General features: G+C 70.8%; 17 protein-coding genes. 13 read left to right on the top strand and 4 right to left on the bottom strand.

Annotated features, from left to right (window positions below; all coding sequences use genetic code 11):
• Positions 1-209 precede the first annotated feature (209 nt).
• The 4 genes from KHP12_RS48930 to KHP12_RS48915 are packed head-to-tail and all read left to right on the top strand — an operon-like array spanning position 210 to position 3,991.
• A complete protein-coding gene (locus tag KHP12_RS48930; protein WP_086880756.1) occupies positions 210-1,127 on the top strand; it encodes an SDR family NAD(P)-dependent oxidoreductase in 918 nt (305 codons plus the stop codon).
• Positions 1,127-2,002 carry an amidohydrolase family protein gene (locus KHP12_RS48925; RefSeq protein ID WP_037961154.1) on the top strand — a complete coding sequence of 292 codons (876 nt, stop codon included), beginning with the start codon at positions 1,127-1,129 and terminating at the stop codon, positions 2,000-2,002. The genes KHP12_RS48930 and KHP12_RS48925 overlap by 1 nt, the downstream gene beginning before the upstream one ends.
• Before the next feature lie 10 nt (positions 2,003-2,012).
• Positions 2,013-3,539: an acyl-CoA synthetase gene (locus KHP12_RS48920; protein ID WP_086880757.1), complete on the top strand. Its 1,527-nt coding sequence runs from the start codon at positions 2,013-2,015 to the stop codon at positions 3,537-3,539.
• A complete protein-coding gene (locus KHP12_RS48915) occupies positions 3,536-3,991 on the top strand; it encodes a MaoC family dehydratase (protein WP_086880758.1) in 456 nt (151 codons plus the stop codon). Before KHP12_RS48920 ends, KHP12_RS48915 begins: the two co-directional genes overlap by 4 nt.
• A 22-nt stretch (positions 3,992-4,013) precedes the next feature.
• Here the strand turns inward: KHP12_RS48915 and KHP12_RS48910 are convergent, their stop codons facing one another.
• Positions 4,014-4,385 (bottom strand): hypothetical protein, encoded by a 372-nt coding sequence (locus KHP12_RS48910; RefSeq protein WP_086880759.1) that lies wholly within the window; start codon positions 4,383-4,385, stop codon positions 4,014-4,016.
• A 184-nt stretch (positions 4,386-4,569) separates the two neighbouring features.
• Between KHP12_RS48910 and KHP12_RS48905 the strand changes: the two genes are divergently transcribed.
• From KHP12_RS48905 to tcuA, 8 genes are all read left to right on the top strand, one after another.
• Positions 4,570-5,031, top strand: a complete 462-nt coding sequence (locus KHP12_RS48905) for a winged helix-turn-helix transcriptional regulator (RefSeq protein WP_086880760.1) — start codon at positions 4,570-4,572, stop codon at positions 5,029-5,031.
• An 80-nt stretch (positions 5,032-5,111) separates the two neighbouring features.
• Complete coding sequence (locus KHP12_RS48900) at positions 5,112-5,510, top strand: nuclear transport factor 2 family protein (protein ID WP_211834736.1); 399 nt, start codon at positions 5,112-5,114, stop codon at positions 5,508-5,510.
• 175 nt (positions 5,511-5,685) lie between these two features.
• Positions 5,686-6,678, top strand: coding sequence for an Ldh family oxidoreductase (locus KHP12_RS48895; protein WP_211834735.1), 993 nt, complete (start codon positions 5,686-5,688; stop codon positions 6,676-6,678).
• Positions 6,671-7,192 (top strand): PaaI family thioesterase, encoded by a 522-nt coding sequence (locus tag KHP12_RS52105; protein ID WP_211834734.1) that lies wholly within the window; start codon positions 6,671-6,673, stop codon positions 7,190-7,192. Before KHP12_RS48895 ends, KHP12_RS52105 begins: the two co-directional genes overlap by 8 nt.
• A 7-nt stretch (positions 7,193-7,199) precedes the next feature.
• Positions 7,200-8,228, top strand: coding sequence for an LLM class flavin-dependent oxidoreductase (locus tag KHP12_RS48885; RefSeq protein WP_086880763.1), 1,029 nt, complete (start codon positions 7,200-7,202; stop codon positions 8,226-8,228).
• Positions 8,225-9,868: an AMP-binding protein gene (locus KHP12_RS48880; RefSeq protein WP_086880764.1), complete on the top strand. Its 1,644-nt coding sequence runs from the start codon at positions 8,225-8,227 to the stop codon at positions 9,866-9,868. Before KHP12_RS48885 ends, KHP12_RS48880 begins: the two co-directional genes overlap by 4 nt.
• Positions 9,869-9,877: 9 nt before the next feature.
• Positions 9,878-10,813 (top strand): hydroxymethylglutaryl-CoA lyase-like TIM-barrel protein, encoded by a 936-nt coding sequence (locus KHP12_RS48875; RefSeq protein WP_086880765.1) that lies wholly within the window; start codon positions 9,878-9,880, stop codon positions 10,811-10,813.
• Between the two features lie 82 nt (positions 10,814-10,895).
• The gene (gene tcuA, locus KHP12_RS48870) at positions 10,896-12,392 is read left to right on the top strand and encodes an FAD-dependent tricarballylate dehydrogenase TcuA (protein ID WP_086880766.1); all 1,497 of its coding nucleotides are present in this window, start codon (positions 10,896-10,898) and stop codon (positions 12,390-12,392) included.
• 92 nt (positions 12,393-12,484) lie between these two features.
• On the opposite strand, the gene KHP12_RS48865 is transcribed toward tcuA, so the two are convergent.
• Positions 12,485-13,045, bottom strand: a complete 561-nt coding sequence (locus tag KHP12_RS48865; protein WP_244202649.1) for a MarR family winged helix-turn-helix transcriptional regulator — start codon at positions 13,043-13,045, stop codon at positions 12,485-12,487.
• Positions 13,046-13,083: 38 nt separating this feature from the next.
• Here KHP12_RS48865 and KHP12_RS48860 point away from each other — a divergent pair, with 38 nt between their 5' ends.
• Positions 13,084-13,593, top strand: a complete 510-nt coding sequence (locus tag KHP12_RS48860; RefSeq protein WP_086880767.1) for a flavin reductase family protein — start codon at positions 13,084-13,086, stop codon at positions 13,591-13,593.
• A gap of 122 nt (positions 13,594-13,715) precedes the next feature.
• Here the strand turns inward: KHP12_RS48860 and KHP12_RS48855 are convergent, their stop codons facing one another.
• Both KHP12_RS48855 and KHP12_RS48850 read right to left on the bottom strand, forming a co-directional pair.
• Positions 13,716-14,369 carry a response regulator transcription factor gene (locus KHP12_RS48855; RefSeq protein ID WP_037961129.1) on the bottom strand — a complete coding sequence of 218 codons (654 nt, stop codon included), beginning with the start codon at positions 14,367-14,369 and terminating at the stop codon, positions 13,716-13,718.
• Positions 14,370-14,373: 4 nt separating this feature from the next.
• Complete coding sequence (locus tag KHP12_RS48850; protein ID WP_211834733.1) at positions 14,374-15,582, bottom strand: sensor histidine kinase; 1,209 nt, start codon at positions 15,580-15,582, stop codon at positions 14,374-14,376.
• Between the last annotated feature and the right edge of the window lie 30 nt (positions 15,583-15,612).

The raw sequence follows: 15,612 nt of genomic DNA, 5'->3' as shown, positions 1-15,612 counted from the left end.
GGTGTGCCGGCGGGCGATGGCGGGCTCCCTGGTCTCGGCCCCGGGGCGCCGGTCTCGACTCCCGGAGGGGTGGGTCTCGTGTGCAGAGTCCAGCATGACGCACCCGAGGTCGACAACAACTGTTGACGACACCAATTATTGCGCTTAGCTTCGATCTCGCCGCCGCACCCGGCGCGGCACAGACGCACCCCATGCGAAGGGACCCGCTCGTGCCCACCATCGATCTGACCGGCAAGGCCGCCGTCGTCACCGGTAGCGGCCGGGGTCTCGGCCTCGCCTACGCACACGCCCTCGCCGCCCACGGCGCGTCCGTGGTCGTCAACGACGTCGACGAAGCCGTGGCCGAACGGGCCGTCAAGTCCATCACCGAGGCCGGTGGCACCGCCGTGGCCGAGGTGGTCCCGGTCGGCTCCGCGGAGGCCGCGGACCGGCTGGTGAGCCGTGCCGTCGAGGAGTTCGGCCGGCTCGACGTCCTGGTCACCAACGCGGGCATCCTGCGCGACAAGGTGCTGTGGAAGATGACCGACGAGGACTTCGACACGGTCATCACGACCCATCTGCGAGCCACCTTCACCTGCGCCCGCGCCGCCGCCGTGCGCATGCGCGAGCAGGGCGAAGGCGGCACACTCGTCCTCGTCGGCTCCCCGGCCGGGCAGCGCGGCAACTTCGGCCAGACCAACTACGCCGCCGCCAAGGCCGGAATCGCCGCCATGGCCCGCACCTGGTCCATGGAGCTGTCCCGCGCGAACATCACCGTCAACGCGATCGTGCCGGTCGCCGCCACCGCGATGACCGAGACCATTCCCGCCTTCGCCCCGTATGTGGAAGCCCTCAGGAACGGTGAACCGCTGCCGGACTTCCTGCGCAAGGGCGAGGGATTCGGCACCCCGGAGGACTGCGCCGGCCTCGTCGCCTTCCTGGCCTCCGAAGCCGCCCGCGGCATCACCGGCCAGTGCGTCGGCATCGGCGGCGACAAGGTGGCGCTCTGGTCGCATCCGCAGGAGATCCGGGCCGCCTACGCCGACGGCGGCTGGACCCCCGAGGCCCTCGCCGACGCCTGGCCCACATCGGTCGGCGCCGAGCCGCAGACGGTGGGCATCCCCGCGCCGAAGACCCCGGAGGCGTGATGGACCTGGAGAATCTGGTCGCCATCGACGTCCACACCCACGCGGAGGTGTCCTCCAAGGGCCACTCCTCCCTGGACGACGCTCTGCACGACGCCTCCGCCGGCTACTTCAAGGTCGAGGGCAACCGGAAGCCCACCCTCGAGGAGACGGCCGCCTACTACCGCGAGCGGCGGATGGCCGCCGTCATCTTCACGGTGGACGCCGAGTCCGCCACCGGCACCGAGCCCGTCCCGAACGAGGAGGTCGCCGAGGCCGCCGCCGCCAACGCGGACGTGCTCATCCCCTTCGCCTCCATCGACCCCTTCCGGGGGAAGGCGGGCGTAAAGCGGGCCCGGCGGCTGGTCGAGGAGTACGGCGTGAAGGGCTTCAAGTTCCACCCCAGCATCCAGGGCTTCTTCCCCGACGACCGCTCGGTGGCGTACGGCCTGTACGAGGTGATCGAGGAGACCGGCACCATCGCTCTCTTCCACACCGGCCAGACCGGCATCGGCGCGGGTGTGCCCGGCGGGGGTGGGATCCGCCTGAAGTACTCCAACCCCCTCCATGTGGACGACGTGGCCGCCGACTTCCCGCATCTGAAGATCATCCTGGCGCATCCGTCGTTCCCGTGGCAGGACGAGGCGCTGGCGGTGGCGACCCACAAGCCCGGCGTGCACATCGACCTGTCCGGCTGGTCGCCGAAGTACTTCCCGCCGCAGCTTGTGCAGTACGCCAACACGCTGCTGAAGGACAAGGTCCTGTTCGGTTCGGACTTCCCCGTGCTCACCCCGGACCGATGGCTGGCCGACTTCGACAAGCTCTCCATCAAGGACGCGGTCAAGCCGAAGATCCTCAAGGAGAACGCGGCCCGGCTGCTCGGGCTGACCACACCGTAAGGGGTGTCAGATGCGCAACGAGGGACTGGGGTCATGGCCCGCACGCCGGGCCCGTAAGACCCCCCACCGCACCGCCCTGATCCACGGCGAGCAGTCGACCGACTACCGCACCCTGCACACCCGCACCACCCGCCTCGCCCACGCCCTGCGCGCCCGGGGCGTCAGGCGTGGCGACCGCATCGCCCATCTCGGCACCAACCACCCCGCCTATCTGGAGGGCCTGTTCGCCGCCGGGCTCCTCGGCGCCGTCTTCGTCCCCCTCAACACCCGGCTCACCGGCCCCGAGATCGCCTACCAGCTCGCCGACTCCGGCGCCAAGGCCCTCATCCACGGCGCCGCACACGCCGGGCTCGTCGCCGGACTGCCGGCCGGCACCGATGTACGGATCCGCGTCGAGATCGGCGACGCATACGAACAGATCCTGGCAGCCGCGCCGACCGAGCCGATCGACGAGCCGGTCTCCCCCGACGACACCTGCCTCATCATGTACACCTCGGGGACGACCGGCCGCCCCAAGGGCGCGATGCTCACCCACGCCAACATCATCTGGAACGCCGTCAATGTGCTGGTCGACCACGATCTGTTCGCCGATGAGCGCGCCCTGGTGTCCGCCCCGCTGTTCCACACCGCCGGCCTGAACATGATCACCTTGCCGGTGCTGCTCAAGGGCGGCACCTGCGTCCTGGTGGAGTCCTTCGACCCGGGGACGACCCTCGATCTGATCGAACGGCATCGCATCACCTTCATGTTCGGAGTGCCGACGATGTTCGGCCAGGTGGCCCGGCATCCCCGCTGGGCGAACGCCGATCTGTCCTCGCTCCGCATCCTCACCTGCGGCGGATCGCCCGTGCCGACCCCGCTCATCGCCACCTACCAGGAGCGCGGGCTCACCTTCCTCCAGGGCTACGGCATGACCGAGGCCGCGCCCGGCGCCCTCTTCCTGGACGCCGAGCACGCCGTCGACAAGGCGGGCTCGGCGGGCGTACCGCACTTCTTCAGCGACGTACGGGTCGTACGGCCCGACCTCACCCCGGTCGGCATCGGCGAGACCGGCGAAGTGGTGGTGCGCGGGCCACATGTGATGTCCGGCTACTGGGGGCTGCCCGAGGAGACGGAGGCCGCCTTCGCGGCCGGCTGGTTCCGCAGCGGGGACGCGGCGCGGGTCGACGAAGACGGTTATGTGTACATCGTCGACCGGATCAAGGACGTGATCATCTCCGGTGGCGAGAACGTCTACCCCGCCGAGATCGAGGACCTCCTGCTCGCCCACCCGGACATCGCCGAGTGCGCGGTGATCGGTGTCCCGGACGACACATGGGGCGAGGTGCCCCGCGCGGTCGTCGTCCCGGCTGCGGGCGCCGAACTCGACCCGGAGCAGGTGCTGGCATCGCTGTCCGGGCGGCTCGCCAAATACAAGATCCCCAAGTCGGTGGTGGTCGCGGACGAACTTCCGCGCACCGCCTCCGGAAAGCTCCTCAAGTCCCGGGTGCGCGACCGCTACGGCACCCCTGCCCCTGAACAGGAAGCCGATTCATGACCATCACCGTCAATGGCCTGGACGAATTGAAGAAGCTCGCCGACGCGGACCTCGGCACCAGCGAGTGGATCGAGGTCACCCAGGACCGCATCGACACCTTCGCCGATGCCACCGGCGATCACCAGTGGATCCACACCGACCCGGAGCGAGCGGCCCAGGGCCCCTTCGGCGCACCGATCGCACATGGCTATCTCACGTTGTCCCTGTTCATTCCCCTCTTCACCCAACTGCTGGACGTACGGGGTGTGACCACCAAGGTCAACTACGGCCTGGACAAGGTGCGCTTCCCCGCACCGGTGAAGGCCGGGTCCCGCATACGGCTCGTGGCCCGGCTCACCTCGGTCGAGGACGTACCCGGCGGCGTCCAGATCACCGTCGACGGCACGATCGAGGTGGAGGGCGGCACGAAGCCCGCGGCCGTGGTGCGGAGCCTGTCCCGCTTCTACGTCTGACTCAGGCCGCTCTACGTCTGACTCAGGCCGCGAGCACCTGTGCCACCGCCCTCGCGGGCAGACGCGACGCCGGGATGCGTACCGGCGCGACCGGGCCATGCGCGGGCCATACGCGGTAGGTGGTCTTGGCCGGATCCACCAGGGGCTCACCGAGGGTGATCCGCCCCTGGGAGTACAGCCTGTCGCATACCGGGGTGGGCAGCGCGACGTAGCAGCCGCCCCTGTTGGTGACGGAGTCGTACGGCTGCCAGTAGCCGTACCGGCGTCGTCCACTCGCGTGCACGGTGCAGAACACCGGAGTGCGCGAGTTGGACATGACGCGGAGCACACCGGCGTCGGCAGCCTCGAACGGGACCTCGGAACGGGAGCGGGACGAGTAGAGGACCGGGGACATCAGGGCTGCCTTTCCGAGGGGCCGGGGCTCAAGATCAGCTACCCAATTAAAGCAGTGATTTGATCTCGATGGCACAACTCCCGTGCAAGCGGCGGGGCTTGGGTATCTCGGCACGGACTCCGGTAGCATTGCAAGACTACTTTCGATTCAAGACCACTACCGGGGTCACCCAAGGAGAGAAGCCGTGCCCGACCACGGGAACCGCGTCACCTTCCAGCACGGCCAGGAGTTCCTGGCCGCGATCTCCGAACGCTGGAACTACCAGATCCTGCGGGAGGTGTTCTTCGGCGTCGGCCGGTTCGGCGAGCTCAAGCGAGCGCTGGGCATCTCGGCGAACATCCTCACCGCGCGGCTGAACAGCCTGACCGAACTGGGCCTGCTCACCAAACGCGCCTACCGCTCCGACAAGCCGTGGTACGAGTACGAGCTCACCGACAGCGCCCGTGAACTCGTCGTTCCCGCCATCGCGGCCATCACGCGCTGGGCCGAGAGCCATGCGACCGACAGCGACATCAGCCGTCACCCACTGATGCACACGGTGTGCGGCAACCCGACCAATCCGTACCTCGCGTGCAGCAGCTGCCATCAGCCGGTCGAGGCATCGACCCTGCGGCCGGTGCCCGCCGAGGAAGGTGGCGCCCGCTGACCACCTCACCCCGAGGGCCCGAGGGCGACGCGACCCGCACACTAGTAGCGATCTGAAACTAGTAGCGTTACGCTACTAGCATGACAGACACCGCACACGCGACATCCGTGCCCGACTGGATCCTGAAGTTCATGGACGCCATCGACACCCTGGACTTCGACGAGGGCTTCGCGCCGCTGACCGAGGACACCGAGATGTACTTCGGCACCGCGCACATCCACGGCGCCGAGGCCATCAAGGCGTTCTTCGTCAAGATCGACGAGCCACTGAACATCACCCACGAGGTTCTGGAGTTCTGGGCCGCAGGCGATGGCGTCCGCCTGCTGCGCGGCGAGGCGACCATGGCCAAGAAGAGCGCGCCGGACCAGGTGGTGCGCGCCCCGTTCATGCACATCTTCTACCTCGACCGGGAAGAGCCGGTCCGCGTCCGGACACTCCGCGTCACCGCGGGCCCGCTCCAGACCGACGCCGTGATGTGACCCCGCCCCGGGGATCTGCCAACGATCCCCGGGGATGCACCCCTCGCCACCCCTGCGGGCACACACCCCTCGACAGCCCTCCGAGGTATCAGCATGCTTGCCATCTAGTACGCATGCTTATATTGTCGCAGCATGCTTACGGAATCCCCAGCTCCCTCACCGTGGAGGTCGGCTCATGACGGCTCTGTCCCTCCCCGATGCCCGCGCACTCGTCGCGGCCGCGATGACCGCCTGCGGGCATTCCGCCGGGGCCGCCGAGACCATCGCTGACCACCTGCTCGACTGCGAACTGCGCGGACTGTCCTTCGGCGGGCTCGCCCGCGCGCTGTCCATAGCGGAGCGCATCCGCACGACCGAGGCGCCGCCGCGACCCATCCGGGTCGTCGCCGAGACGCCGGTGTCCGCCACCGTGGACGGCGGCGACCAGGTGGGCTACCTCGTCGGCATGCACGCGCTGCGGCTGGCCATGGCGAGGGCCCGCGCCCAGGGAGTCGCGGTAGTCGGCGCGCACAACACCTGGTACACCGGGATGTTCTCGTACTACCTGGAGAAGGCCGCGGCCGCCGGGCTCGCCGGGATGATCGCGGGCAGCGGACCGGCGGTGGTGGCCCCGCACGGCGGCACCGAAGCCCGGTTCGGCACCAATCCGATCGCGTTCGGGTTCCCGGCCACCCCGACTCCGATCATCTGGGACATCGGTACCTCCGCCGTGATGTACGGGGAGGTGCGGCTGAAGGCGCGGCTCGGAGAGAAGCTCGCCCCCGGCCAGGCCTACGACGCGGCCGGGGCTCCGACGCTCGACCCGGCCGCCGCACTCGAGGGCGCGTTCGGCGTCTGGGGCGCCCACAAGGGCTCCGGGCTCGCCCTGGTCGTCCAGCTGCTCGGCATGATGACCGGGGCGGCCGCCGACCCGCCGGGCGTTTCGGACTGCGGCTTCTTCGTGGTGCTGGTCGATCCCGGCGTGCTCACCGACCCGGACGACTACCGACAGCGGGTCGCGGCCTTCGCGGAATGGGTCCGCGCCACCCGTCCCGTCGAGGACGGCCACGCGGTGCGGATGCCGTTCGACCGCTCGGCGACCCGACGGAACGAGACGCTTCGGCGCGGTGCCATCGACGTGCCCGAAGCGGTGGTGGCGGCCCTGCGCAAGGAGGCCGCGGGTGGCTGAGGACCCCGACGCCCTGGCGGAGGACCCCGACGCCTTCGCGATCGAGCCCTCCCCGTCCGGCCGGCTCCTGTGCGGCGGCTGCGCTCCGCACGACACCTGCCGCCTGGGCGTCGAGATCGCCGAGGTGCGGGACGACGCGGTGCGGTTCGAGGTCGTCTGCCCACCGTTCTGGCACGGCGGGCCCGGCGTCGCGCACGGCGGCTGGACCGCCGCGGTGTTCGACGACGCGCTCAACGTCGTCGCGCTGCGGATCGAACCGCGGCTGGTCACGAAGTCGCTGACGATCCGCTACCTCCGCCCGGTCCCGGTCGGGCGGCCCGTGGCCGTCCTGGCACGGATCGAGCGGCACACCGGAAGGCAGTGGGACGTGTCCGCCGAAATGACGCTCTCCGGTACGGCGCTGGCCACCGCACGGGCCGAACTGCGGACACGCCGACCACACCACTTCGCCCGCCACGAAGCCTGGCTCGCCCGCCGATCACCGTCCCCCAACGGACCCCGCACAGAAAGCTGACAACGCCATGGTCGAATTCCTCACCGGGCTACAGCCCCTCCAGACCGGCGAAACCGACCCCGACCTCATGATCTCCAGGATCCGGGAACTGGACCGCTCGCAGGTCATCGACCGGGTCCTGCTCGGGTACTCCGCCACCTGGCCGCACAACCACGCCACCGCACCGTTCGCGCTGGCGATGTCGGAGAAGTTCTCGCCCATCGTCGCGCACCGTCCGGGCGTGATGGCGCCGGTGGCCGCCGCGCGCTACTTCGCCACCCTCGACGTACTCGCCCGGGGCAGGCTCGCCATCAACGTGGTCGTGGGCGGCTCCGACAAGGACCTGCGCCGCGAGTCGGACGACCTGCCCAAGGCCGACCGCTACCGGCGGGCGGTCGAGTACCTCGACATCATCCGCCGTGCCTGGACCGAGACCGAACCCTTCGACCACCACGGCGAGTACTACACGGCCGAGGCGGTGAACCTGCGGAACAAGCCGGTGCAGGGCCAGGTGCCCATCTTCATGGGCGGCGAGAGCGCCGACGCCGTGGACTTCGGCGCCCGCCACGCCGACCTGTACATGCTGTGGGGGGAACCGCTCGCCGGCACGAAGGAGCGCATCGACCGGGTCACCGCGGCGGCCGAACACCACGGCCGTGCCATGCGGTTCTCGCTGAGCCTGCGCCTGTTCATCGGCGACACCGACGACGACGCCTGGGCCCGGGCCCGGGCCGTGGAGCGGCGGATCGCCGAGGCCGCCGGAACCCCGGCCTTCCTGCGCTCGTCGTCGACCGACACCTCCGTCGGGCGGCAACGGGCTCTCGCGCTCACCGACCACGAGCTGCACGACGACTGCTTCTGGACCGGGCTGACCAAGCTCCTGGGCGGCTTCGCCAACTCCCAGGCGCTCGTCGGCACCGAGGAGCGCGTCCTGGACACCCTCGGCCGGTACCGGGAGCTCGGAGTCGACGCGTTTCTGGTGACGACCGGCGCCGAAGCCGCCTGGGACCCGTCGTTGGAGGGCTTCCTGGCCCGGGCGAAGAAGGAGCTGGCATGACGGTATCCATCGCACGGGGCAACGGCGCCCCGGGCCTGGAGGGATTCTCCGATCTCGCCGACGGCACGGTCGGCGGGCTCATCGCCGCCCGGGCCGCACTGCACCCCGACAAGCCCGCGCTCGTCTTCGAAGACACCGAACTGACCTACGGCGAGCTCGACACGGCGGTCACCGACGTGGCACGCGGTCTGATGTCGGCGGGCGCCGCCCCGGGCAGCTCAGTCGGGATCTTCCTGCCCAACCGGCCCGAATACCTGCTCGCCTGGCTGGGAGCGGCCCGCGCCGGGGCCGTCGAGGTCCCGATCAACATCGCCTACAAGGGCTCCTTCCTGGACCACGCGCTCCGCGGCACCGGCGTGCGGGTACTGGTCACCGACGCGGCCCTGCTGGAGCTCGTCGCCGACCTGCCGGATGTACCGCACACCCTCGAGACCGTCGTCCTGCTCGACGGCGACGGCCACGGCCGTACCCCGCCCGGGGTGACGGTACGGACCTGGCACGACCTGCTCGCGGCCGGTGACCCGGCGGTGGAGCTCCCCCGCGTTGCGCCGCGGGACCCGGTCGCGATCATGCTCACCTCCGGAACGACCGGGCGCAGCAAGGGAGTTGTCCATCCGCATCTGATGCCCCTGGTCGCCGCGCGCGAATGCGCGGCGCAGATGGCCACGACCGCCGATGAGCGGCTCTACACCTGCCTGCCGCTGTTCCACGGCGCCGCGCAGATCAACATATCCCTGCACGCCTTCTACGCGGGGGCGACCGTGGTCCTCGGGCGCCGGTTCAGCGCCAGCAGATTCTGGGACGAGCTGCGCACCCACCGGGTCACCCAGTTCAACGCGCTCGGTTCCGTCCTGCCGATGCTCCTGGCGCAGCCCCCGTCCGACCGCGATCGCGACCACCGGGCGACGAAGGTGTTCGCGGCGCCCGCCCCGCCACAGGTGCTCCATCCGTTCGAGGAGCGCTTCGGCGTCCACGTCGTCGAGGGCTACGGGCTCACCGAGATCAAGAACGTGCTCTACAACCCTCTTGACGCCCGGAAGGTGGGCTCGCTGGGTCTGCCCACCGCGTCGTCCGTTCTGGAGATCCACGACGAGTCGGGGCAGCGTGCCGCGCCCGGCCGGGCCGGGGAGATCGTGTACCGGCCCCGCCTGCCGGACATCATGTTCTCCGGCTACCACCGCGACCCCGAAGCGACGCTCGCGACCATGAAGGACCTCTGGTGGCACACCGGCGACCTGGGCCACACGGACGAGGACGGCTACTTCTACTTCATCGACCGCAAGAAGGACGCGCTGCGCCGCCGCGGTGAGAACATCTCCTCCCACGAGATCGAATCGGTTCTGCTCGCCTGCCCCGGCGTCCTGGCCGCCGCCGCCATCGGCACACCATCGGAGCTGGGCGAGGACGAGGTCCTCGTCGCCGTGCAACCCGAACCCGGCCACGAGCTGGATCTCACGGAGCTGTTCGCCCACTGCGACCGCTCGATGCCGCACTTCATGGTCCCCCGCTACTACCGCGTCGTGGACCGGCTTCCCGTCACCCCGAACGGCAAGGTGCGCAAACACCAGCTGCGTGACCAGGGCCGCGCCGGGGCCTGGGACGCGTTGGCCGCCGGGCTCGCACCCACCCGCCACGTCTGAGGAACCACCATGTCCCTGCCCGACGGAGTGCGCATCCGCGAGATCGCGCCCCGGTTGACCTTCCAGGACCATGCGGTCCCGACCGACGTCAAGATAGAACTCGTGCGGCGGCTGATCGATGCCGGCGTCCGCGGGTTCGAGCTGTCCTCCTTCGTCCGGCCCGATCTCGTACCCGGTCTCGCCGACGCCGCGGAGGTGTTCGCGCGGGTACCGCGGGTGCCCGGACTCAGCCTCGGCTGCTGCGTCGGCAATGCGCGCGGGCTCGCCCGCGCGGCCGACGCGGGAGCCGACACGGCGCATTTCCTGCTCTCCGCCGACGAGGAGTTCGCCCGCGCCAACGTCGGACGGTCCACCGCGGACTCGTTGCGCGAGCTGGAGCGCATGGCCGCGTACGCCGCGGACAAAGGCATCCTGCTCGGCACCTACGTCATCTTCGCCTGGGGTGGGCCGACCGGCCCCGCACGCACCGGCGAGGAGCTCCAGCCGCTGGCCCGGCGGCTGCTCGACATCGGGGTCGAGCACTGGATCCTGGCGGATTCCTCCGGCTACGCGGCACCGCCCCAGATCCGCGAACTCGTCAGCGCCGCGCTCACGCACGTACCGCCCGGGAACCTGACCGTGCAGATCCACGACGGCCGCGGCATGGGCCTCGCCGCCCTGCTCCCGCTCCTCGAACTCGGGGTCCACGCCATCGACACCTCCCTCGCCGGCAGCGGCGGCCACCCGGCGATGCCCGGCGCCCAGGGCGGCGGCCTGTGCACCGAGGACGCCGTGCAGATGCTCGAACTGTGCGGTGTGGACACCGGTATCGATCTGTCCCGCCTCATCGAGACGGCGAACTGGCTCACCGGCGAGATCGGCGTGCCCGGCAAGGGGTTCGTCCGGCACACCGGTCGTGTGCCGAGCACGGCCCGCCCCGGCGATCCGCTCGCCTTCACCTGGTGACGGCGGACGAGAGCTCGCGCCCGGTGCGCCACCGCCACGCCGACCCACCCCTCGGTTCAGCAGCACGCATCAAGGAGGACTCATGACGCATACCCGTACGCCCACGATCGTCGTCGCCGGCGCCGGGCTGACCGGCCTCTCCGCGGCGATTTCCGCCCGGGAGGCCGGTGCCCGCGTCGTGCTGCTGGAGAAGGGCGGCCGCGAGGACGTCGGCGGGAACGCGGCCTTCTCCGGCGGTCTGTTTCTGTTCCGCTATGACGGACCGGACGATCTGACGTCGATCACCGAGGACTTCGAGCCGGGCATGGAGGCCGACCGGATCGAGGCACCGCCCTACACCCGCCATGCCTACGCGGCCGAGTTGTCGGCGATGAGCGGCGGCCGGGCCGAGCCGCGGCTGGTCGACGCGCTCGCCGAACGGTCGTTGGACACGGTGCGCTGGCTGGCCGCGAAGGGCGTCCGCTTCACGTTCAACCGCACCCTGGGGGCCGAGGTCCGCGACGGTGTCCTGCACATCCCGCCCGGCCAGGTGCTGACCTGCGTCGGCGAGGGAATGTCACGCGGGTTCGAGGTGATCCGGCCGCTGCTCGCGCACGCCGAGCGGATCGGCGTGGAAATCCACTGGTCCACACCGCTGGCGGAGGTGCGGCGCGGCAACGGCCGGGTCACGGGCGCCGCGGTCGGCGACGGCAGCCGGACCGTGCCCGTCGATGCCGTAGTGATCGCCACCGGCGGCTTCCAGGCGAGCGGTGAACTGCGCCGCGAGCATCTGGGGCCGGAGTGGGAGACGGCGCGCCTGCGCGGCACCCGCCTGGCCACGGGCGACGGGATCCAGGCCGCGCTGCGCGCCGGGGCGGAGAAGGCCGGGACGTGGTCGAGCTGCCACTCGGCCGCGGTCGACCCGACCATGCCCTCACCGGGGCGCAGTGCCGACTCGCCGCCGTTCCCGCTGCACGGCTTCTGGCTCGGCGTGCTCGTCAACCGCGACGGCGAGCGGTTCGTCGACGAAGGCCCCGGCCCGTGGGTCAGGAACTACTCGAAGATGGGCAAAGCGATCATGGGTCAGCCCGGGTGCGAGGCGTTCGAGATCTTCGACCAGCGCACCGCGCCCAGGGTGGCCGATGAGTTCGCCGGCGCGGCGGTGCCCATCGTCGCGCACACGGTCGTCGAGCTCGCCGAACGGATCGGGGTGCCCGCGGACCGGCTGGCGCACACGCTCAAGACGTTCAACAACGCCTGCCCGCCCGGCGACACCATCAGCGAGGACCGCGGCACTTCCGGCATCACCCCGCCGAAGTCCCGCTGGGCGGCGCCCCTCGACCGGCCACCGTACGTCGCTTACCACGCGGTCGCGGGGCTCACCTTCACCTTCGGCGGCATCCGGATCGACCCGGACGGACGGGCGCTCGGGGCCAACGGGGCGCCGGCGCCCGGCCTGTACGCGGCGGGCGAGGCCATCGGCGGTCTGTTCCACGGGGACTATCCCGGTGGCGCCGCCCTGATGCGCGCCGCGGTGTTCGGCCGCGCGGCCGGACACACCGCCGCGACCGAAGCCACGTCGGCGCCTCGCCCGGCCTGACGAACACCACGCGGCCGCGGGGGCTTTCCGTGGGGACTCCCGCGCGGAAAAGTCCCCACGGAAAGCCCCCGCGGCTGCGGTCATCCGCGCGTCTACTCCTCCGGGCGGCCCATGTCCCGGAGTTCGTTCTCCACCACCAGCGCGGCCTGCCTCAGGCGGCCGTCGGTGGCGACGATGTCGTCCCGCCCCAGCGTGGCGTTCAATGTCTCGCTGATCTTGAGAATCTCGTTGCTCATCTCCTCCAAGGCGGCCAAGCCTGCCTCGGTGACCTGGAGCGAGAGCGCCCGTTCGCTCTCCGGATGCGCGGCGCGGGCCACGAAACCGCGATTCTCCAGTTGTGTGACCATCCGCGTCATGGTCTGCGGCCGCGCATAGCAACGGCGTGATAGCTGAGCGAGGCTGAGATGGGGCTGATGGGCCAGGATGCGCAGGGCGGTGTAGCTGGACAGCGTCATGTTCCACGGACGCAGTCGCGTGTTCCCGATCCTGGTGACCGCCCGCTCGAACCGGAAGACCGCATCGATCATCGAGGACGCTTCGTCCATGCCTGCGGCGGCCTCGGTCGGCGAGCGACCGTCGTCGAACGGGTTGATGTAGGGGAGAGCGCTGGACACCCGTACAGCATACGGCGCGCGGGACCGGAACATCAGCATGCTTGCATTTGAACTAAGCATGCTTCTATCTTATCAGCATGCTTACATCTGCGAACCCCCAGCAGCCGGGCCCCGACACCGCGCGCTTCCGGGCCGTCCTCGGCCACTTCCCCAGCGGCATCACCGCCATCACATCGCGCGACGCACAGGGCGAGCCGGTGGGCATGACCGTCGCGTCGTTCACCTCCGTCTCACTCGCCCCTCCACTCGTGGCGTTCCTGCCCGGCAAGACGTCGTCGACCTTCCCCGTCATCGCCGAACGCGGCACCTTCTGCGTGAATGTCCTCGCCACCGACCAGGAGCGGATCTGCCGCGCCATGTCGGTGTCCGGAGGCGACAAGTTCGCCGAAGTGGCCTGGCGGCCGGGGCCGCACGGAGACCCGGTCATCGACGGCGTGGTCGCCTGGATCGACTGCGGGATCGAAGCCGTGCACGACGCCGGTGACCACTACATCGTCATCGGGCGGGTCAACGACCTCGACGCCGACAGCACGGCGTCACCCCTACTGTTCTTCCGGAGCCGCTACAACCACCTGGTATCCGCATGACCGGCGAGCGACCGCGACAGAAGAAAAACTGCCAACTTCACGGGCACGCGTTCCGGGCGTGTCACCGGTCAGCCCTGACGGCAGTGGCGAACCCCGGTGGCCGGATCCGCTCGCGCCTCCGGTCAGGGTCGCGGATGGGCGTCGTGGGTGAGGAGGGCGAGCTGGACGCGATTCTCCAGGTCCAGTTTGGCCAGAGCGCTGGAGAGGTGGGCCTTGACCGTGCCGAGGGAAAGGTGCAGGCGGGTGCCGATCTCGGTGTTGGACAGGCCCTCGGCAACCGCCTCGGCCACCTCGCGCTCGCGTTCGGTGAGCAACGCCAGCCGCTGCCGGGCGAGTTCGGCGCGGTCGTCCGGTCCGACCGCCGCGTGCCGGATGAGGGCACGCGCGGCGGACGGCGACAGCGCGGGCTCGCCGCAGGCGGCCCGCCGTACCGCCTCGACGATTTCCTCGGGCACGGCGTGCTTGACGAGGTACCCGGCGGCGCCGGAGCGCATCGCCTCCAGCACCAGGCCGTGCTCGTCGAAGGTGGTCAGCACGATCACCTGGGGTGCCTGGGCACCGCGCCGGGTGAGCTCGCGGGTGGCCGCGAGGCCGTCCATGACCGGCATCCGGATGTCCATCAGGACCACGTCGGGCGCGTGTTCACGGACGGCGGCGGTCACCTCGGCGCCGTCCGACGCCTCCCCCACGACCTCGATACCGTCCGCCCCGCGCAGCATCATCTTCAGCCCGGTCCGCACCAGGGGGTCGTCGTCGGCCAGCAGCACTCGGATCATGGCGTCACCTCGCGGGCCACGGTAACCGGGCGCGCAGCGTGAAGGCGCCGTCGGTGGCGGTGTGGTCGAGGGTGCCGCCGTCGAGACGGACCCGTTCGGCGAGCCCGGTCAGGCCGCCACCGGTGCCCGGGACCGCCGCCTCGGTGCGTGGCGCGGCGGGCAGCCCATTGCGGACCTCCACCGTGAGTCCGCCTCCGGGCCCTCCGGTCAGACGTAAGCTGACGGGCTTGCCGGGCGCGTGCTTGCGGGCGTTGGTCAGGCCCTCCTGCGCCACGCGGTAGACGGTGCGGTGCATTTGCCCCCGCAGGTCGCGGACGGCGTCGGCGGCCAGCTCGGTACGGAAGTCCACCGGCTGGCCCGTGGCACGGGCGTCCGCGACCAGACCGTCGATGTCCGCGATCCGTGGCAGCAGCGACACCGGCTCTCCGTCGCCCTCCGCCCGCAGCAGGTGCAGCACCTCCTGCAACTCCTCCACGGCCTGGTGCGCGTTTCCCCGGATCACCTCGGCGCTCTCGGCGACCTCGGCGCCGCTCAGCGCGGGACCGGCGCCCGCCTCCGCCTGCCGGGTGCGGTAGGCCAGCGCGCCCGCGTGCACGGAGACCAGGGAGATCCGGTGCGCCAGCACGTCGTGCATCTCGCGGGCGATGGCCTGGCGTTCGCCGCGGCGGGCGTCGGCGAGCCGGCGCTCGTCTTCGGCGCGGGCCCGCTCGGCGTCCACGCGCAGCCGCTCGACGAGCAGCCGCCGGGACCGCAGGGCGTTGCCCGAGGCGAAGGCGGCCAGGAGGTAGGCCAGCGAGAACGCGGCGTCGAACCACAGGTCGTCAGCCGCTCCCGACAGCAGCAGACCGGAGGGCACCATGCACACCACATACGCCCCGAGCATCAGCAGCGCCCGCCGCCAGCGGAGACGGAGCGCGAGATTGGTGACGATCATCGCACCGGCAGGCAGAGCGCTGGTCGCCAGCGCCACCGCGGGCAGCCCGATCAGCGCGACGGCGAGCGGAAAGTCACGCCGCCACCACAGCGCACAGCAGGCCACGAGCCCCAGCAGCGGGTCCAGCTCCGCCGCCCACCCCGGCAGATCGCCCTGCTCCTTCACCACGCCGAGCACGACCATGCCGAGGAAGACGGCCGCGCAGAAGAGTCCCGCGTCCACCGCCCGGTCGCGGCAGGTGTGCCCGGCCGGGAGGGCGGGGTCGAGGCCGTTGGTCATGAGATGAGGGTATGCGGGCCGCGCAGGGCG

Source organism: Streptomyces asiaticus, from assembly GCF_018138715.1.
GTDB classification, from domain to species: domain Bacteria; phylum Actinomycetota; class Actinomycetes; order Streptomycetales; family Streptomycetaceae; genus Streptomyces; species Streptomyces asiaticus.
Note: the sequence above shows the minus strand (reverse complement) of the source record. Positions and strands in the feature narration are given on the sequence as shown.